The organism is Cohnella pontilimi, assembly GCF_005049045.1.
Taxonomy (GTDB): domain Bacteria; phylum Bacillota; class Bacilli; order Paenibacillales; family Paenibacillaceae; genus Cohnella; species Cohnella pontilimi.
On the sequence record NZ_SUPK01000012.1, the window covers coordinates 1 to 17,763 of the forward strand.

Annotated in this window: 26 protein-coding genes and 1 rRNA gene; 2 read left to right on the forward strand and 25 right to left on the reverse strand. The window is 54.7% G+C overall.

All coding sequences use genetic code 11. The features are described from left to right. From E5161_RS19395 to E5161_RS19405, 3 genes are all read right to left on the reverse strand, one after another. Positions 1–353: ribosomal RNA gene (locus E5161_RS19395) — 16S ribosomal RNA — on the reverse strand; the annotation flags it as partial. A gap of 378 nt (positions 354–731) precedes the next feature. Further along, complete coding sequence (locus tag E5161_RS19400; protein WP_136779544.1) at positions 732–953, reverse strand: hypothetical protein; 222 nt, start codon at positions 951–953, stop codon at positions 732–734. A 127-nt stretch (positions 954–1,080) separates the two neighbouring features. After that, a complete protein-coding gene (locus tag E5161_RS19405; protein ID WP_136779545.1) occupies positions 1,081–1,686 on the reverse strand; it encodes a stage II sporulation protein M in 606 nt (201 codons plus the stop codon). Between the two features lie 205 nt (positions 1,687–1,891). Between E5161_RS19405 and pdaB the strand changes: the two genes are divergently transcribed. Then, positions 1,892–2,677 carry a polysaccharide deacetylase family sporulation protein PdaB gene (pdaB, locus tag E5161_RS19410; protein WP_136779546.1) on the forward strand — a complete coding sequence of 262 codons (786 nt, stop codon included), beginning with the start codon at positions 1,892–1,894 and terminating at the stop codon, positions 2,675–2,677. Positions 2,678–2,686: 9 nt separating this feature from the next. Here pdaB and E5161_RS19415 read toward each other — a convergent pair whose 3' ends face one another. Further along, on the reverse strand, positions 2,687–3,280 hold the full coding sequence (locus E5161_RS19415) for a KinB-signaling pathway activation protein (RefSeq protein WP_136779547.1): 594 nt from the start codon (positions 3,278–3,280) through the stop codon (positions 2,687–2,689). Between the two features lie 179 nt (positions 3,281–3,459). Here E5161_RS19415 and gerD point away from each other — a divergent pair, with 179 nt between their 5' ends. Beyond that, complete coding sequence (gene gerD / locus E5161_RS19420) at positions 3,460–4,185, forward strand: spore germination lipoprotein GerD (RefSeq protein ID WP_169306772.1); 726 nt, start codon at positions 3,460–3,462, stop codon at positions 4,183–4,185. Between the two features lie 60 nt (positions 4,186–4,245). On the opposite strand, the gene E5161_RS19430 is transcribed toward gerD, so the two are convergent. The 21 genes from E5161_RS19430 to rplR all read right to left on the reverse strand — a co-directional run bounded on the left by E5161_RS19430 (position 4,246) and on the right by rplR (position 17,742). Next, the gene (locus E5161_RS19430; protein ID WP_136779548.1) at positions 4,246–5,376 is read right to left on the reverse strand and encodes an Mrp/NBP35 family ATP-binding protein; all 1,131 of its coding nucleotides are present in this window, start codon (positions 5,374–5,376) and stop codon (positions 4,246–4,248) included. Positions 5,377–5,420: 44 nt separating this feature from the next. Next, positions 5,421–6,206: an N-acetylmuramoyl-L-alanine amidase CwlD gene (gene cwlD, locus E5161_RS19435; protein WP_246042454.1), complete on the reverse strand. Its 786-nt coding sequence runs from the start codon at positions 6,204–6,206 to the stop codon at positions 5,421–5,423. 71 nt (positions 6,207–6,277) lie between these two features. Continuing rightward, the gene (gene sat, locus E5161_RS19440; protein ID WP_136779549.1) at positions 6,278–7,456 is read right to left on the reverse strand and encodes a sulfate adenylyltransferase; all 1,179 of its coding nucleotides are present in this window, start codon (positions 7,454–7,456) and stop codon (positions 6,278–6,280) included. Positions 7,457–7,487: 31 nt separating this feature from the next. Continuing rightward, complete coding sequence (locus E5161_RS19445) at positions 7,488–8,180, reverse strand: phosphoadenylyl-sulfate reductase (RefSeq protein WP_136779550.1); 693 nt, start codon at positions 8,178–8,180, stop codon at positions 7,488–7,490. A gap of 204 nt (positions 8,181–8,384) precedes the next feature. Then, positions 8,385–8,777 carry a 30S ribosomal protein S9 gene (gene rpsI / locus E5161_RS19450; RefSeq protein ID WP_136779551.1) on the reverse strand — a complete coding sequence of 131 codons (393 nt, stop codon included), beginning with the start codon at positions 8,775–8,777 and terminating at the stop codon, positions 8,385–8,387. Positions 8,778–8,792: 15 nt separating this feature from the next. Further along, positions 8,793–9,230, reverse strand: coding sequence for a 50S ribosomal protein L13 (rplM, locus tag E5161_RS19455; protein WP_136779552.1), 438 nt, complete (start codon positions 9,228–9,230; stop codon positions 8,793–8,795). Between the two features lie 206 nt (positions 9,231–9,436). Further along, positions 9,437–10,270, reverse strand: a complete 834-nt coding sequence (gene truA / locus E5161_RS19460; RefSeq protein WP_136779553.1) for a tRNA pseudouridine(38-40) synthase TruA — start codon at positions 10,268–10,270, stop codon at positions 9,437–9,439. 92 nt (positions 10,271–10,362) lie between these two features. After that, complete coding sequence (rplQ, locus tag E5161_RS19465) at positions 10,363–10,728, reverse strand: 50S ribosomal protein L17 (RefSeq protein WP_090117889.1); 366 nt, start codon at positions 10,726–10,728, stop codon at positions 10,363–10,365. A gap of 74 nt (positions 10,729–10,802) precedes the next feature. Next, the gene (locus E5161_RS19470) at positions 10,803–11,747 is read right to left on the reverse strand and encodes a DNA-directed RNA polymerase subunit alpha (protein WP_136779554.1); all 945 of its coding nucleotides are present in this window, start codon (positions 11,745–11,747) and stop codon (positions 10,803–10,805) included. A gap of 206 nt (positions 11,748–11,953) precedes the next feature. Then, positions 11,954–12,355: a 30S ribosomal protein S11 gene (rpsK, locus tag E5161_RS19475; protein ID WP_136779555.1), complete on the reverse strand. Its 402-nt coding sequence runs from the start codon at positions 12,353–12,355 to the stop codon at positions 11,954–11,956. Positions 12,356–12,373: 18 nt separating this feature from the next. Further along, the gene (gene rpsM / locus E5161_RS19480; RefSeq protein WP_136779556.1) at positions 12,374–12,742 is read right to left on the reverse strand and encodes a 30S ribosomal protein S13; all 369 of its coding nucleotides are present in this window, start codon (positions 12,740–12,742) and stop codon (positions 12,374–12,376) included. A 19-nt stretch (positions 12,743–12,761) separates the two neighbouring features. Next, positions 12,762–12,875 (reverse strand): 50S ribosomal protein L36, encoded by a 114-nt coding sequence (rpmJ, locus tag E5161_RS19485; RefSeq protein WP_003333770.1) that lies wholly within the window; start codon positions 12,873–12,875, stop codon positions 12,762–12,764. A 24-nt stretch (positions 12,876–12,899) separates the two neighbouring features. Then, on the reverse strand, positions 12,900–13,115 hold the full coding sequence (gene infA, locus E5161_RS19490) for a translation initiation factor IF-1 (RefSeq protein ID WP_035121186.1): 216 nt from the start codon (positions 13,113–13,115) through the stop codon (positions 12,900–12,902). A gap of 2 nt (positions 13,116–13,117) precedes the next feature. Further along, positions 13,118–13,414, reverse strand: coding sequence for a KOW domain-containing RNA-binding protein (locus tag E5161_RS19495; RefSeq protein WP_136779557.1), 297 nt, complete (start codon positions 13,412–13,414; stop codon positions 13,118–13,120). 18 nt (positions 13,415–13,432) lie between these two features. Continuing rightward, the gene (gene map / locus E5161_RS19500) at positions 13,433–14,179 is read right to left on the reverse strand and encodes a type I methionyl aminopeptidase (RefSeq protein WP_136779558.1); all 747 of its coding nucleotides are present in this window, start codon (positions 14,177–14,179) and stop codon (positions 13,433–13,435) included. A 5-nt stretch (positions 14,180–14,184) separates the two neighbouring features. Further along, a complete protein-coding gene (locus E5161_RS19505; RefSeq protein WP_136779559.1) occupies positions 14,185–14,829 on the reverse strand; it encodes an adenylate kinase in 645 nt (214 codons plus the stop codon). A 24-nt stretch (positions 14,830–14,853) separates the two neighbouring features. Further along, positions 14,854–16,152 carry a preprotein translocase subunit SecY gene (gene secY / locus E5161_RS19510; protein WP_136779560.1) on the reverse strand — a complete coding sequence of 433 codons (1,299 nt, stop codon included), beginning with the start codon at positions 16,150–16,152 and terminating at the stop codon, positions 14,854–14,856. Continuing rightward, positions 16,153–16,596 carry a 50S ribosomal protein L15 gene (gene rplO / locus E5161_RS19515; protein ID WP_136779561.1) on the reverse strand — a complete coding sequence of 148 codons (444 nt, stop codon included), beginning with the start codon at positions 16,594–16,596 and terminating at the stop codon, positions 16,153–16,155. Between the two features lie 56 nt (positions 16,597–16,652). Further along, a complete protein-coding gene (gene rpmD / locus E5161_RS19520; RefSeq protein WP_136779562.1) occupies positions 16,653–16,832 on the reverse strand; it encodes a 50S ribosomal protein L30 in 180 nt (59 codons plus the stop codon). Positions 16,833–16,845: 13 nt separating this feature from the next. Next, positions 16,846–17,343 carry a 30S ribosomal protein S5 gene (gene rpsE / locus E5161_RS19525; RefSeq protein WP_136779563.1) on the reverse strand — a complete coding sequence of 166 codons (498 nt, stop codon included), beginning with the start codon at positions 17,341–17,343 and terminating at the stop codon, positions 16,846–16,848. A gap of 30 nt (positions 17,344–17,373) precedes the next feature. Next, positions 17,374–17,742: a 50S ribosomal protein L18 gene (gene rplR / locus E5161_RS19530; protein WP_136779564.1), complete on the reverse strand. Its 369-nt coding sequence runs from the start codon at positions 17,740–17,742 to the stop codon at positions 17,374–17,376. Positions 17,743–17,763: the final 21 nt, after the last annotated feature.

The following is a 17,763-nucleotide window of genomic DNA, read 5'->3' on the forward strand; positions in this document are numbered from 1 at the left end:
AGGAGTCTGGGCCGTGTCTCAGTCCCAGTGTGGCCGTTCACCCTCTCAGGTCGGCTACGCATCGTCGCCTTGGTGAGCCGTTACCTCACCAACTAGCTAATGCGCCGCAGGCCCATCTGCAAGCGACAGTTTGCTCCGTCTTTCCCAATCTCCCCATGCGGGGAAACTGCGTATCCGGTCTTAGCATCCGTTTCCGAATGTTATCCCGGTCTTGCAGGCAGGTTGCCTACGTGTTACTCACCCGTCCGCCGCTAATCTCATCAGGAGCAAGCTCCTTCAGAGATCCGCTCGACTTGCATGTATTAGGCACGCCGCCAGCGTTCGTCCTGAGCCAGGATCAAACTCTCCATAAAGGTAAAACTTTATTAGAGAGCCATGATGGCTCAATTTTAAATCGTTGTCCATCGTCTCAAATGAAACGACAGGGTCCGTATTACGCTCGATGTTCAGTTTTCAAGGAGCAACACTGCAACCCGCTACCCAGCGGCGTTAGCCGCGGTCGGTTGTCAGGATTCAGCTCGGCTTCGAATAACTTTTCGGCCTCGCTTTTCTTGCCTTGCCGCCCAACGGCGACTTTTATAATATATCACACGAGACTATCTGTTTGCAACTGGTATATTCTTTCAACCGGCCGCTTTACTTGCTTTCATTCGTCCCGCGGGCCTCCAACGGAGGCGCGATAGCTAATTTAACACAGACCCGTGCCCATCGTCAAGCCTTTTGACGGGCTTTCAGTGCTGGGATCGCAATCCGATGGCATAGCGGGATAATTCCCTGGGAGAGGCCATGCGGGCATACATTCGGAAAATGATTTTATACCGGGATGTGATGGCCTCCTTCACCGGTCCGTCCAACCGCCGATCGCTCATATCCAGCAGCATTTCGTCCAATTCCTTGCGCAGCATGTAGTCGAGTTCCTTGCACTCTTTGTCCGTGAAGAGCATTCCGAGCATATCCGCGTCCTCCAGTCTTGTTTCAGACGGAATTCGCCGGGACGGACGGATAAATCTTCCGTTTCCGACTTGTGCTACTGTTATGCTCCAAACAACCGCGGTTTATGACCGCCGCCGAATATCCCGTTCACGAAAGAAGCCAAGGGGTTACCGTACTTTCGATTACAGCGGCCACGAGCAGCATCGCGGCGATCAGAATCAGTGCCGGCACAGTGCCGGCTGCGGTTCGGGCCAATGCGCCCCACGGTTCCTTTTTGCCCAACAACGCCCCGAACAGCCCTTTCAACAAAGTCGCACCCAGCCGGATCCCGAAGGCACATGCGAGGAAAATCGCGGGCAGCTCGAATATTCCGTGAGGCAGAATGCCTTTGGCAATGAGCAGCCAAACATTCTCCCCGTGATCCGCATAGACCCCGAACAGATATCCCATCACGATGCCGTTCAGCGCAAGCGTCACAAGCGGTGCAATGGCGGCCACGATCCCCAAATACATGGCGGTCAAAGAACTCTTCAGGTTATTGACAAGGATCGTCACAAACAAAGTCATCTGCGGGTTGTCGGAGTTCTGGGCTTTCTTCGCCATTTCGGCCAGTGCCCGCAGCTGGGTTTGGATCCATTCGTCGGAACCGGATGTGGCGCCGACGACGACGCCCGCAAAAAATAAGATCACGCTAAAAATGAAATATGGACGAATATCCCTCCATGTCTGCAGCAACCCTTTACGCGAAAACATCAGATCTCTCCTTGTGGGCCTGTGAGTATGTTGAAGCACAGATATTGACCCACGGACTCCTTAGTGGGCCTGTGAGGACGTTGCGGCACGGATATTAACCGACGTCCACAGGAAGAAAAAGAATAAGTCCGTGGGTCAAGCATACATTGTTAGTAGCCAAGCCCGGAATCCCTCATTCCGATTGGAAAGGAGCCAAGCGATACCCATGAATTTTTTTGTAGTTTTGGACGCGAGACGGATCCGGAAAATGTTTTTTCTCACCGTAGCCGCCCTGCTTTCTTTGGCTGTGATTTGGGTGGAAAAGGACAACCTGAGCGTGTTCGCCCCGCATCCGCCTGCCGCCGTGTATAGCGTTCCGACGGAGAGGAAGGTGGTGGCCCTGACGTTCGACATCAGTTGGGGGGAAAAGCGCGCAGAACCTATTTTGGATATCCTCCGCAACAAGAACGTGAAAAATGTGACCTTCTTTCTTTCCTCCCCCTGGAGCAAATCGCACCCGGACATCGTAAAACGCATAGTAAACGAAGGTTACGAAATCGGAAGCCATGGTCACAAGCACGACAACTACAGTTCCTTCCCGGATGCGGAGATCCGGAAGCAGATTTCGACGGCTCACGGCGCACTCAGCGAGTTGACCGGCAAATCGCCGAACCTCATTCGGATGCCCAACGGCGATTTTGACAAACGGGTGCTGCGTATCGCCGACCAGATGGGCTACAAAGTGATCCAATGGGATACCGATTCGCTCGATTGGCAGAACCCGGGAGTAGATACGATCGTCCGCCGCGTCGTCGGTAAGGCACACCCGGGAGACATTGTTCTCCTCCACGCCAGCGATTCCTGCAAGCAGACGCATTTGGCGCTTCCGATCATCATCGATCAACTGCGCGCTCAAGGTTATGAGTTTGTCACCGTTTCCCAGCTGCTCGGCCAAGCCGATACGAAAGGCAAAACGGTGGAAGATCGTTCCGCCTGGAACGAGCTCGCTTGAGTCCGGCGTTTAGGAGCCGGTCTTTACTCCCGCAGATACCTGAACTTTGCCGCCCAAAATTCGATGAAGCTGCATGATTTGATAAGTGTTGCACAGGAATAAAGGAACGATGAGCATGACGAGAGAAGGCAGACTTTGCGTCTGGAAAGCCGGTATCGCTTCCAGAGTCGTCGCCGCGATCATGAAAAATAATGTAGGGATCCAGGACGCCGAAGTCGTCTCCGCCGATTTGCGCCAAGCGACGACGAGCGATGCCGCAAGCAGCGACAATGGCAAAGCCCAGAAAGTCGCGGCGGGATAAACGGAATCATAAGTCCAGTAAGCAATTTCCGCGATGACGAACAATGCGATAAAGCCTTGCAATGCCACCCATGAATAAGGACGCTTAAAGATACTTCTGGCAATGTAATTCAGCATCAAATACGAAAAAAAGCCGGTATGCGCAATCGCCCCGAACAGCAAGCCCGACACGATCCATCCTAACCAGTCGCCGCCTTCGAATTTCGGATCGACGACCTTCATGAGCATGCCCGTTAACAGCGCTGCCGCTCCGCCAATCAGAATGGTCGCGCCGAATAATTTCATCCATTTCTTCAGAGTCAACTCGTGATCCTCCCGCCGTATGCACGATCCGCCTTCCGGGCGGATCTTTCATTTTCCGTTATCAAATCCCTATCCATTTTAACAACGATCCCGCCAAAAAGCCACGAACGCCCTTCATATTCAATTGGCCTGTTACGCATACTACAGCCATAATCCCCATGCGAAGGGAGAAGGTCCGTATGCGTCACCGGTGGCCTGCACTCGGCAGCTTCGTCGCCATTATGCTGACCCTTGTTTCTTGCGCCCAAGGTTCCGGCGGAGACGGCGGCGGACAGGTCAGTTATAAAGAAGTAAAATCAATGGTCATCGATATCCTCGGGTCCGATGAAGGACAAAAAGCAATCTCCAAAGCCAGCTCCCAATCCGGAGGAGACGGCGGCGGAGGCGGCGGCGCCATGATGATCAAAAGCAGCAGCCTGAGCACGCAGGATCAGCAGCAAGTGCGCATGGCGGTCAAAGAAGTTCTCACTTCACCGGAGTACACCCAGGTCATCGAAAGTGTGATGAAGGATCCGAAATTTGCGGGCGACTTCGCCAAAGCGGTCAGCACCAGCGACAAACAAATTCATAAAGACTTGATGAAAGACCCGACTTACCAAAAAGATCTTGTCGATATGTTTAAAAATCCGGAAATGCAGCGCGTGCTCTCGGACTCCATGAAGACGACGGAATTCCGCAGGCAGATGCAGGCCGGCGTTTCCGAAGCGATTCAAAGCCCGCTGTTCAAGCTCGAGATTATGAAAATGCTGCAGTCTGCCGTGAAAGAGGAGTTGACGCCGAAGGACACCGCCAAGCAACAAGGCGGCCAAGGCGCTAAAGGCGCGAAGGGCGGAAAAGGCGGCGGATCTTCCGGTGGCGGAGGAGATTCCGGCGGCGGCGGTGGAAGTGGAGGTGGCGGCGGTTAATCGGTGCCGCTCCATACAAATAAAAGCAGCGGATCCCCTGGATCCGCTGCTTTTTCGCCGTTATTTGCCGCAAAGCTGAATGACTTTTTCCGCCAAGGCGGTATATTCTCGTCCCGTTGGGGAATCAGGCTTGTACACCGACGGTGAAAAATTCGGCTCCGACGGATGATTATCAGGCGCACCCAGCGGAAACTGCGCCAGCAGTTCAGTGTGAAGCGTCTCCGCCAGACGAGCGCCTCCTCCCCGTCCGAACACATAATCCCGGTTGCCGCAGCTTCCGCACTCGTAATACGACATATTCTCCACGACGCCCAAAATATCGTGGTTCGTGCGGATCGCCATCGCTCCGGCGCGTGCCGCCACGAACGCCGCGGTGGCATGCGGTGTGGTCACGATGATTTCTTTGCTCTGCGGAATCATCTGGTGGACGTCCAGCGCCACATCGCCGGTTCCCGGGGGCAGATCCAGCAGCACATAGTCCAGTTCGCCCCACTCGATCTCCGCGAAGAAGTTGCGAAGCATTTTGCCAAGCATCGGACCGCGCCAGACAATCGGACTGTTGTCTTCTACGAAAAAGCCCATGGAAATGACCTTCACTCCGTACCTTTCCACCGGCAAAATTTTGTCACCTGCTTGCTCGGGGCGCTCTTCGATGCCCATCATGTCCGGTACGCTGAAGCCGTATATATCGCAGTCCATCAAGCCGACACGCTTGCCCTGACGGGCGAGTGCCGCGGCCAGATTCACCGTCACCGTGGACTTCCCCACGCCTCCTTTGCCGCTGGCCACCGCGATAAATTCCACACCGCTCTCCGGATTCAACAACGCCGTTTTTTCCAGCCCCGATCCATGACCTTTCACCGGAGCGCCGGCTTTGTTCGGTGCCGCAGAAGCGCCTGCCGCGGGCGAACCCTGTTGAAGCTTGGATAAAGCATCCGCCTTCTCATGATCGGTCATGTTCCGAAAACGATAATGTGGATCTTCCACACCGATTCGAGCGAGCGCGGACTTCAGCTCACTCTGTAATTTCGCGGATTGCGCCGTGCTTTCCGGATGGATGACGACCGTGAGTGACACGCCTCCGTCCCTTACGACGACGTCCCGGACAAGTCCCAGCTCAACCAACGATTTGTCCAGCGTAGGTTCCTGCAGCGCCTTGAGCGCTTCCAATATTTCTTCTCTCGTCAACATATCGGGCAACCTCCACTTATCTCGTTACACTGTTCCTTATTATATCACAGGGAACGGCCACCTTCGCTCGCCGTGTACTTCAGGATCCCCCTGTAAATCGCGGCGGCCACCTTCTTCTGGTAGTCTTCGTCCGTGAGCAGTCGCGCTTCCTCAGGATGGGACAGGAAACCAACCTCGACCAACGCCGTCGGGATTTCGAGCGTCTTCAACAAATACACGTCGTCCTTCGCTTTGGCTTCCCGCATCGTGTTGCCGAGCGATAGCTTGATCTCGGCTTGAATGTCCGCCGCCAATTTACCGCTGTGTTCGTTCTTCGAGTAGTAAAAGGTTTGGGCGCCCGACCACCTGGGAGACGGAATACTGTTCATATGAATGCTGAGCGCCAAACTGACTTTTCCTTCCCGCACCCTGGCCGCTCTTTGCAGCAAATCTTCCGTTTTGCGCCGAGAGTACCCTTTGGTATCCGGCCCGGCGAGGTCATAATCGCCCTCACGCGTCAATAATACCAAAGCTCCCGCCTGCTGCAAATAATCGCGCAAGTAGAGAACGACGGCCAAGTTCAGGTCCTTTTCGATCGCCCCTTCCCGGCTGGACGCTCCTCCATCCGGACCGCCGTGGCCGGCATCCAGCGCAATCACTTTCCCCGACAGCGGATGCGTCCAATAGGTCCATGTCCGGGCGGACGGCATTTCCGCGACGAATACTACTCCGATCAGCAGCACAAGCCCTGTAATGACGGCAAGCCGCACCCACCCCCGCCGGGTGATCCAGATGACGAACCTTAGCGGAAAACCGTTTCTGCCGCGTTTGTTTCGATCGCCGCTCTCCAACAAAAAATCCACCTCGCCCCGGGAAACAAGCTCCCTACATTGTACGGGACAAGGTGGACAATTATGTTTCTTTAAATCGCGTACGATTTGCTTGCTTCGTTCATGCCTTCGATCAAAATCTTCGCCACTTCCGGCCGCGAAAATTCAGGCGGAGGGCAAACCCCGTCCCGCAGCATCGCACGAACTTTCGTGCCCGAGAGGGTGAGGTGATCTTCTTTGCCGTGCGGACACGTTTTGCTGGAGGCCATGTTGCCGCATTTGGTGCAAAAGAAGCTGTGCTCGAAAAAGAGCGGCATAATCCCCAAGTCCTGCGGAGAGAACGACCGCAGCAAATCTTGCGCTTCATATGTGCCGTAGTAGTCTCCCACACCGGCGTGGTCGCGGCCGACGATGAAATGGGTGCAGCCGTAATTTTTGCGCACCATCGCATGGAAGATCGCTTCCCGCGGACCGGCATAGCGCATCGCGGCCGGGAATACGCCTAGGAACACGCGATCCTTCGGATAATAATTGTCCAGCAGCGCGACGTAACTCTTCATCCGCACATTGGCGGGCACGTCGTCCGATTTGGTTTCGCCGACCAGCGGATTCAAAAACAACGCATCCACGATCTCCATGGCGCTTTTCTGGATATATTCATGCGCTCTATGCACCGGATTGCGCGTCTGAAAGCCGACGATCGTTCTCCAGCCGTTCTCCGCGAAAATACGACGAGTCTCCGCAGGATCGAAGTAATACTTTTCGAATTTAACCGGTTTCGGACGGTTCAGCACGCGGACGGGACCGCCGACATAAGTGTCGGGCCGGTCGAACAGCTTCACGACGCCGGGATGCTCGGCATCGTCCGTTTTGAACACTTGAATCGCTTCACGGCGCTTATCCACCGTGTAGATGCTTTCCACGTCGATGATGCCGTAAATGACTCCGTCTTTCTCACCTACCAGCGCCGCCTGCTTCCCCACCGACAATTCGGCGGCCCGGTCGGAGGTAACGGCGAGCGTAATCGGAATGCTCCACAGCAGTCCATTCTTCAAACGCATCGTATCCACGACCGACAAGTAGTCGTCTTCATTCATAAATCCGGTCAGCGGACTGAATGCACCGACGCCGATCAGGTCCAAATCGGATACCGTCCAATTGTTTACCGGGATCGTAGGCAGCCGGGCGGCCTTGGAGAGCAGCTCCGTACGCTCTTCGCCTTCAGCCACGCGATTGATCAACGTTCCGCCATGCGGTTGAATAGCACTCATGAGTGCAGCAGCTCCTTTTCGCGTAGTCCGATTACTTGTGCAAACCGCACTCCGTTTTCTCCGTACCCGACCAACGCCCCGCGCGCGGATCTTCACCCGGCATAACCTGACGCGTGCAATGCTCGCAGCCGATGCTCGGGTAATTCCGATCGTGCAGCGGGTTATAAATCACTTCGTTCGAACGGATGTAATTCCAAACGTCTTCACTGGTCCAAGACGCCAGCGGGTTAAACTTCACGAGGCCGAACTTGGTGTCGTATTCGACTTTTTTGGCGTTGGCGCGGGTTGGCGCCTGATCACGGCGAATGCCGGTAATCCACGCTTCATACTTGCCCAGAATTCGGGTTAAAGGCTCGACTTTGCGAATGTTGCAGCAAGCGTTAGGATCGCTTTTCCACAGCTCGTCGCCATGCTCTGCGGCTTGCTCCTCCGGAGTGGATAGAGGTTTCACCTGAACGAACTCCAGGCCGTAATGGGCAACCAGACGGTCACGCGTCTCGTAAGTCTCTTTAAAATGAAAATCGGTATCCAGATAGAAAATGTCCGTCTTCGGACTGATTTTTTGCAGCATGTCGACGAGCACCACATCTTCCGCACCGAAGCTGCAGGCGAACGTAATATTGGGGAAAGTACGAACCGCCCATTCGATCACCGTCTCGGCCGATGCGTTCTCAAAGTCCTCCGCCTTTTGGCGAATGAGCGCTTCTTTTTCAAAGAAATTCATGAACGTTAGACCTCCATGGATAATTCCTAGTAAGTTCATCTGAATTAACACCATTATACCCCTTCTGCTCGAATCCAACAATAACGACAAGGAAAATTTCATGACAACCGCCTGCATGAACCGCCATTTTATCGTATTCAACTGAAACAAAAAATGCCCCCTCCGCCGGATAAACCGGCAGAGAAGGCATTGCCTGCATAAATATTAGCGCTTCGAGAACTGAGGCGCGCGGCGAGCCGCTTTCAAACCATATTTCTTACGTTCCTTCATACGCGGATCGCGCGTCAGGAATCCGGCTTTCTTCAGCGAAGAGCGCAGCTCCGGATCGGCTTTCAGCAGGGCGCGGGAAATCCCGTGACGGATTGCGCCGGCTTGTCCGGACGTTCCGCCGCCATGAGCGAGTACGAGGATGTCGTACTTGCCTGCAGTTTCCGTGAGCACGAGCGGTTGCTTCACAACCAGCTTCAGCGTTTCGAGACCGAAATATTCGTTGATGTCGCGTTTGTTGATGATGATGCGTCCTTCACCCGGCACGAGACGAACCCGCGCAACGGAATGCTTCCGACGACCCGTTCCAACATATTGCACTTGAGCCATTCGTTCGTCCTCCTATTATCCGCGAAGTTCGTAAACTTCAGGTTGTTGGGCTTGATGCGGATGCTCCGCACCGGCATATACTTTCAGCTTCGACTGGAGTTGATGACCGAGCTTGTTATGCGGCAGCATGCCGTAAACCGCCAATTCGATCAAGCGGGCAGGCTTCTTGTTCAGCATTTCGCCTGCTGTCGTCGTTTTCAAGCCGCCCGGATAGTGGGAGTGCGTGTAGTATTTCTTTTGCTGCAGCTTTTTGCCGGTCAAAACGACTTTGTCGGCGTTGATGATGACCACGAAGTCACCCGTGTCGATGTGAGGGGTGAATTCCGGCTTGTGCTTGCCGCGGATCAGAGCGGCGGCTTCGCTGGCGAGACGGCCGAGGGTTTTGCCTTCGGCGTCGATCAGGAGCCATTTGCGCTCAACTTCATTCACCTTCGCCATGTAAGTGGTACGCATGTAAGTTCCTCCTTCGGAAAATTTCAATCCGATTGTGTATAGGTTCCGTCTTCATTTGTCATAGGTATGACAAGCTCATTAACAGTTGTGAATGGTTCATAAATACACAAGAAAAAGGTGACATTCCTTCATCGGGGCCGTGGGAAGCCATGAAGAAAGCACAAATGTTATTGTACAGGAATCGGGCGTTATAAGCAAGAAAAACTTTATACATGATCGGTAAGAGGCAATGTCTCTCCGTATTCGACGTTCCATAAGGTTAAGCCGTGGGGAACCGCCGTTGGTCCGGCCCGGGAGCGGTCTCGGGCGTTCAGAATGTCCGAGATATGTTCCGGCGCGATTTTGCCTTCCCCAACTTGCATCATCGTACCGGCAATGATGCGTACCATGTTATAAAGAAAGCCGTTGCCGGTGACGTACAGGTGGATAATTCCGCGCTGTTTGCCGGGATACCGCTTAGCGTCGGCTTCTGCCATCGCACTCGAAAACACATCATATCGATGCTCGGTTTCCAGTCTCGCCTCGTATAGAGTGCGAATATGACTGGGTTTGGTGGACAGAGGGCTTGTGAAAGACGAGAAATCGTGCTCGCCGATCAAGTGCTGCAGCCCTTCTCTCATCGCCTCGACATTTAAGGGCGTATGATGGTGAAACTCATATTTTCTGCGAAAAACATCCGGATTTTTATTGCAGTTGATTGTGTAACGATACGTTTTTCGGCTGGCGGTGCGACGGGCATGAAAGTCATCCGGCACCTCGAAAGCCGAATGAACGACGATATCGTCCGGGAGCCTGGCGTTGAGCGCCAGCGTCCAACGAGAGGCCGGGATGTGCGAGTCCGTTCGGAAGTTGACGTGCATGCTTCTGGCGTGAACGCCGGCGTCCGTACGCCCTGATCCCGTGACGCGGATGTTCTCTCCCGTCAGCGTCAACAACGCATCCTCCAGCTTGTCCTGAACCGTATTCCCGCCGGGCTGGCTTTGGAATCCGTTATAATCCGTGCCGTCGTAGCCGATGACGACACATATGTTGCGCCGCACTATGACATCCACCCTTAAATCACTTTTGGGGAATTACAAAAAAAGGATGAGCCGAATCGGGCGATTCGGGCCATCCTTCTTTGCTCCGTTCCTTACGCGCGGTCTACGAGTTCGAGATACACCATCGGAGCGGAGTCGCCGCGACGCGGGCCCAGCTTCAGAATGCGCGTATATCCACCCGCACGTTCCGCATAACGGGGCGCCAGATCGGAGAACAGTTTTTGGATGGCGTCTTGCTCGCCGTTCAAAGTCTCACGACGGACAAACGCTGCCACCTGACGACGAGCGTGCAGGTCGCCGCGTTTCGCGAGAGTGATCAGTTTCTCTGCGATCGAACGCACTTCCTTGGCTTTCGCCTCGGTCGTTTGGATGCGTTCGTAAAGGAACAGGTCGGTCACCAGGTCACGGAAAAGAGCTTTCCGCGAGCTGGAGTCGCGACTCAATTTTTGATAAGCCATCGGTTTTCCCTCCCTTAGCCGCGCGCAAAATCTGTAACGGCTTCGTTACGATTTGCCGCGCAGTATTGATGCTTCTAGTCTTCCATGCGAAGGCCCAAACCGAGTTCTTCGAGCTTCTCTTGTACTTCCTCCAAAGACTTGCGGCCCAGATTCCGAACCTTCATCATGTCTTCTTCGGTTTTCGTGATCAGCTCTTGTACGGTGTTGATGCCGGCACGTTTGAGGCAATTGTAGGAACGGACGGAAAGATCGAGCTCTTCGATAGTCATCTCGAGCACTTTCTCTTTTTTGTCCTCTTCCTTCTCTTTCATCGTTTCGGTATCTCTCGCTTCGTCCGTCAAGCCGACGAACAGCGAAAGGTGATCCGTCAGGATCTTCGCACCCAAGCTGACGGCTTCTTCCGGACTGATGCTTCCGTCCGTCCATATTTCAAGCGTGAGTTTGTCGTAGTTGGTGACTTGGCCGACACGGGTATTTTCAACATTGTAGTTGACGCGCGTAATCGGCGTATAGATCGAATCGATCGGAATCACGCCGATCGGCTGGTCCTCTTTTTTGTTGCGGTCCGCCGGCACATAACCGCGTCCCGGCCTGGCGAAGATGCGCATGTGCAAACGAGCTCCTGGAGCCAGCGTGGCGATATGCAGATCCGGGTTGAGGATTTCCACATCGCTGTCGGCCCGGATGTCGCCGGCGGTAATAACGCCTTCGCCTTCCGCATCGATTTCCAGCACTTTTTCTTCGTCGGAGTGAATCTTCAGAGACAGACGCTTCAGATTGAGGATAATTTCCGTAACATCCTCAATAACGCCCGGTACTGTGGAGAACTCATGCAGGACGCCGTCGATCTGTACGGATACGACAGCTGCGCCCGGCAAGGACGACAACAGAATACGGCGGAGGGAATTCCCCAGCGTCATGCCGTAGCCGCGCTCGAGCGGCTCGACGACAAAACGTCCGTATTTTTTATCTTCCTGAATCTCCACCGATTCGATTTTTGGCTTCTCGATGACAATCACAACCATAGCCCTCCTTCACAAGCGTAAACCGGGCGGCTCGAGGGCCTTACCCGCGTTTCGCGAGCGTAAACGTCGCTTGGCGATGCCGTACGTTTACCCGCCCCTTCACGGGGTGAATCCTTCACGGGGTAAACCATGTAGTATGCCTAACCATTACAACCATTATTCACAAGTTGTTTTTGTTTGATACCACATTTCGGCGCTGCTTATACGCGGCGGCGCTTCGGAGGACGGCATCCGTTGTGCGGGATCGGCGTCACGTCTTTGATCATGCTGACTTCCAGACCTGCAGCCTGCAGCGAACGGATCGCGGCTTCGCGGCCGGCGCCAGGGCCTTTAACCATGACTTCAACGGCACGCATGCCGTGTTCCATTGCAGCGCGGGCTGCGGACTCGGCGGCCATTTGCGCGGCGAAAGGCGTGCTCTTACGCGAACCTTTGAAGCCGAGGTTGCCGGAGCTTGCCCAGGAAACCGCGTTGCCGTGAGGATCCGTGATCGTCACGATCGTGTTGTTGAACGTGGAACGGATGTGAGCGACACCCGTCTCAATGTTTTTCCGGTCACGACGCTTCGTGCGTACGACCTTTTTGCCTTTAGGTGCTGCCATGCTTGTTATCCCCCCTTATTACTTCTTCTTGTTCGCTACAGTACGGCGCGGGCCTTTGCGCGTACGTGCGTTGGTTTTCGTGCGTTGTCCGCGTACCGGGAGTCCGCGGCGGTGACGAATGCCGCGATAGCAGCCGATTTCGGTCAGGCGCTTGATGTTCAGAGCGATTTCACGACGGAGATCGCCTTCTACTTTTTGCGATTTATCGATCGCGTCGCGCAGACGACCCAGCTCGTCTTCCGTCAGATCGCGAACACGGGTGTCCGGATTGACTTCAGCCATTGCCAGCAGCTTCTGGGAAGTGGTTTTACCGATCCCGAAGATGTACGTCAGGGCGATTTCCACGCGCTTGTCGCGCGGAAGGTCAACACCAGCAATACGTGCCATGTGCTAGAAGCACCTCCTCTTAGCCTTGTTTTTGTTTATGTTTCGGATTTTCACAGATTACCATCACGTTGCCTTTGCGGCGAATGACTTTGCATTTTTCGCAAATCGGCTTGACCGACGGTCTCACCTTCATGATTGAATACCTCCCAATCGGAACTTATTTGCGGTAGGTGATACGGCCCCGCGTCAGATCGTAAGGCGAAAGCTGTATTACCACTTTGTCTCCCGTCAGAATCCGGATGAAGTGCATCCGCAACTTGCCGGAGACGTGAGCCAAAATCTGATGTCCGTTCTCTAACTCCACCTTGAACATCGCATTCGGAAGCGGTTCGATGACCGTTCCCTCTACTTCGATGACGTCTTCTTTGGCCACCGTCATTCTCCTTTCTCTTCAGCATGCGCTTCGGCTTTGCCGATAGCGAACCGGAGCTTCGCGTTCGTTACGCGGCCTGTTTCGCGAAGACTGTTCGCGACTTCCTCGCTATGGATCCCGAGCGGCTCGAGATGAAGCACGTTTTTGCGTTTGGACCGATCGAACCGGCGTTTGTCGCCGTCGGCCACGAGCGCGAATCGCTCGTCGACGAGTTCAAGAATAACGCACAACTGACCTTCGTCTTTGCCACGCCGGCTTCTCGCGATATCACCGGGCTTCCATTGGTACTGATGCGTCATAGCGATTCACCTGGCTTTTTAAGCGCGGGTCAAAATTTCATACCCGTCTTCGGTTACGGCAATCGTATGCTCGAAATGCGCGCACAGCGATCCGTCCACCGTCACGACAGTCCAATTGTCGGAAAGAGTCTTCACATACCGTTCGCCCGCCACGACCATCGGCTCGATGGCGAGCGTCATTCCGGGTTTCAGCCTCGGGCCTCGGTCCGGTATGCCGTAATTCGGAATTTGCGGTTCCTCGTGAAGCTCGGCGCCGACGCCGTGTCCGACATACTCCCTCACGACCGAGAAACCGGCCTCTTCAATGACTTTCTGGATGCCGTGGGAGACGGTGAACAGCCTGACATCCGGACGAACGAGTTCTAGTCCCGCATATAGCGAAGCTTCCGTTACATCCAGAAGGCGCTGCGCCTCTTTGGAGATGGTGCCGACTCCGTAGGTCCAGGCGGAATCGCCGTGGTACCCCCGGAATTGCGCTCCAATATCGATGCTGATGATGTCGCCCTCTGCAAGCTTGCGCGGTCCCGGGAAACCGTGTACCAGTTCCTCGTTGACCGAAGCGCAGATGCTCGACGGAAAACCGTTATAGCCTTTGAACGATGGAACGGCTCCCTGGCTTCGAATATACGAATCCGCAATTCTGTCCAGTTCCGCGGTTGTAATCCCCGGTGCGACCGCTTGTTTCATGAGGCGGTGAGTTTCCGCCACAATGCGGCCGGCTTCGCGCATCAAGTTCAGTTCCGTTTCGGACTTGCATACGATCATGGCGATTACCCTCTCAGAAGGGAACCGATCTCGGCCGTCACCGCATCGATGTCCTTCTCTCCGTCCACTTCGCGGAGCAGTCCTTTGTTGCCGTAATACGTAAGCAACGGCGCTGTTTTGCTCGTATATTCGTCGAGCCGGGTGCCGACTTTTTCTTCGGTGTCGTCGGAACGCTGGTACAGCTCTCCGCCGCACTTGTCGCACACGCCTTCTTGCTTCGGCGGGTTGAACAGAACATGGTACGTGGCGCCGCAGGATTTGCAAATCCGCCGGCCCGTCAGGCGGGCAAGCAGCAAGCCGCGGTCCACCTTCAGGTTAATTACGTGATCGATCTTGCGGCCCATATCGGCCAGCATCTGGTCCAAAGCTTCCGCTTGAGCCAGCGTCCGCGGAAACCCGTCGAGCAGGAAACCGCGCTGGCAGTCCGGTTCGGCCAATCGATCGCGCACGATGCCGTTGGTGACTTCGTCCGGGACGAGAAGGCCTTGGTCCACGTACTCCTTAGCCTTCACACCGAGCGGAGTGCCTTGCTTCATCGCCAAACGGAACGCATCACCCGTGGAGATATGCGGAATGCCGAATTGCTCCACGATCCGTTCCGCCTGCGTGCCTTTACCGGCGCCAGGAGGCCCCATAAACAGGATGTTCATCGTTGTCCCCCCAAGCGTTCGGCATTACTTATTGATAAACCCTTTGTAATGCCGTTTGATCAACTGGCTCTCGATTTGCTTCATCGTCTCGAGCGCGACGCCGATTACGATCAGCAGCGAAGTGCCGCCGAGCGATACCGATCTTGGAAGACCGGCCAAAGCCGCGAAGAATACGGGAAGAACCGAGATGAGCGCCAGGAAGATGGCGCCTGCCAGCGTAATACGGGTAATCAATTTCATCAGGTAACCCTGAGTCGGTTTACCCGGACGAATGCCGGGAATATATCCGCCGTTCTTCTTCATGTTATCCGCCATTTGCTGCGGGTTAAACTGCACGAACGTGTAGAAGAACGTAAAACCGATAATCAGCAATACGTAGAACGTCATGCCGAGCGGTTTGTCGTAGTTCAGGTTGCTCATAATCCATTGGGCCCAAGGCTTGCCGGACCAGAAGCCGGCGATCGTTACCGGGAACATGAGCAGCGACGAAGCGAAAATGACCGGAATAACACCCGCCCCATTCACTTTCAAAGGAATGTGGGTGGATTGTCCGCCGTACATTTTCTGTCCGACGACGCGCTTGGCGTATTGCACCGGAATCTTCCGGATGCCTTGCTGCACATAGATGACCGCGGCAATGATCAGAACGATGGCGATCAGGATCACGACAATCTTCACAATCGCCATGAACAATTGCGAAGCGCTGATGAACTCACTCGCATAAATATCGCGGGCGTGCTGAGGGATACGAGACACGATTGCGGCGAACATCAGGATCGAAATCCCGTTGCCTACGCCTTTTTCGTTGATCTGCTCCCCAAGCCACATCAGAAATGCCGTACCAGCCGTCAGCACGATGGTGATCGTAGCGTAGGTTGCAACCGACGGATTAATGACCATCGGCACGTTGAACATCCGGTTAAAGCCTATGGTCGTCGCAAAGGCTTGAATCAAGCCGAGGATGACCGTACCGTAACGGGTAACCTGCGCCAGCTTGCGTTTGCCGATCTCGCCTTCTTTTTGCCACTCGGAAAATTTCGGAATGACGTCCATCGACAACAGCTGTACGATGATCGACGCTGTGATGTACGGCATGATCCCGAGCGCGAAGATCGAGAAATGGAACAACGCGCCGCCGGAAAACGTATTGAGCAGACCGAACAGGTCGCTGCCCTGTTGGTTCGCTTGGGCGAGCGCATCCCGGTTGATGTTCGGAACCGGCACGAACGAGCCGATCCGGTACACCAGCAGGATCATAAGCGTAAACAGGATCCTCTTGCGCAGATCCTCGACTTTCCAAATGTTCTTGACGGTGTTGAGCAATTAGATCACCTCGGTTTTACCGCCGGCGGCCTGGATTTTTTCTGCTGCGGATTGCGAAAACTTGTGTGCTTTCACGGTCAGCTGCACGTTCAATTCACCGTTGCCGAGAACTTTGATGCCGTCTTTCGGGTTCTTGAGAATCCCTTCGGACAACAGCAGCTCGGGCGTTACTTCGGTACCTGCAGCAAATCCGTTCAGTTGATCCAGATTAACGATCGCATATACGGTCGCAAAACGATCATTATTAAAGCCGCGCTTCGGCAGACGACGGTACAGCGGGTTTTGACCGCCTTCGAATCCGGGACGAACACCGCCGCCGGAACGGGCGTTTTGACCTTTGTGACCGCGGCCGGACGTTTTGCCCAGTCCGCTGCCGGTACCGCGACCTACACGTTTGCGGCTGAACTTCGAACCTTCTGCCGGCTGGAGCTCATGCAATTTCATCGTACGTCGCACCTCCTATAAGAGTTATGCCGCTCTTTCGATCAGGCAGTTGTTGCTTATACTTCTTTCACTTCGACCAGGTGGCTGATCGTGTTGATCATGCCGCGGATGGCCGCATTGTCTTCTTTTACAACAGTCGAATTCGTCTTGCGCAAACCGAGAGACTTGACCGTCTGGCGTTGGTTCTCCGGACGTCCAATCAGGCTGCGCTTGAGGGTGATTTGCAGTTTCGCCATCTTATACCCCTCCTTAACCCAACAGCTCTTCCACGGTTTTGCCGCGGAGTTTCGCCACGTCTTCGGCGCGTTTCAGCCGGGAAAGACCTTCCAACGTCGCATTTACCATGTTGATGGAGTTGGAAGAACCCAGCGATTTCGTCAAAATGTCGCCGACACCGGCCAATTCGAGCACCGCACGGACAGGACCGCCTGCGATAACGCCCGTACCTTCGGATGCCGGTTTCAGCAGCACTTTGCCGGCGCCGAAATGTCCTACTACGGCGTGCGGAATGGTCGTGCCAACCAGCGGAACGTATACGAGATTTTTCTTCGCGTCTTCGACGCCTTTGCGGATCGCGTCCGGCACTTCGCCGGCTTTACCGATGCCCGCACCGACCCAGCCCTTGCCGTCGCCTACGACGACGAGCGCACTGAAGCTGAAACGGCGGCCGCCCTTGACGACTTTCGCGACACGATTGATTTGGACCATTTTTTCCGTCAGTTCCAACGTATTCGGATCTACACGCAAGTCGTTAACCCTCCTTGTGTCCTAAAATAATTAAAACTGAAGACCAGCTTCGCGAGCCGCGTCTGCCAGTGCTTGAATTCTTCCGTGGTACAAGTAACCGCCGCGATCGAACACGACGTTCTCATGACCTTTTTCTTTCGCGCGCTTGGCGATCAGTTCGCCCACTTTGCGAGCCGCTTCGACGTTGCCGCCGTTGCCGACTTGTCCGGACAGTTCCTTGTCTACCGTAGATGCGCTTGCCAGCGTAACGCCAGCTACGTCATCGATCAGCTGAGCATAGATATGCTTGGAAGAACGGAACACGGCGAGGCGGGGACGTTCGACTGTACCCGTGATCTTCTTACGCACACGAAGATGACGCTTCAGACGGGCTTTATTTTTGTCCGCTTTGGTAATCATTCCGAGTTTAACTCCCTTCTC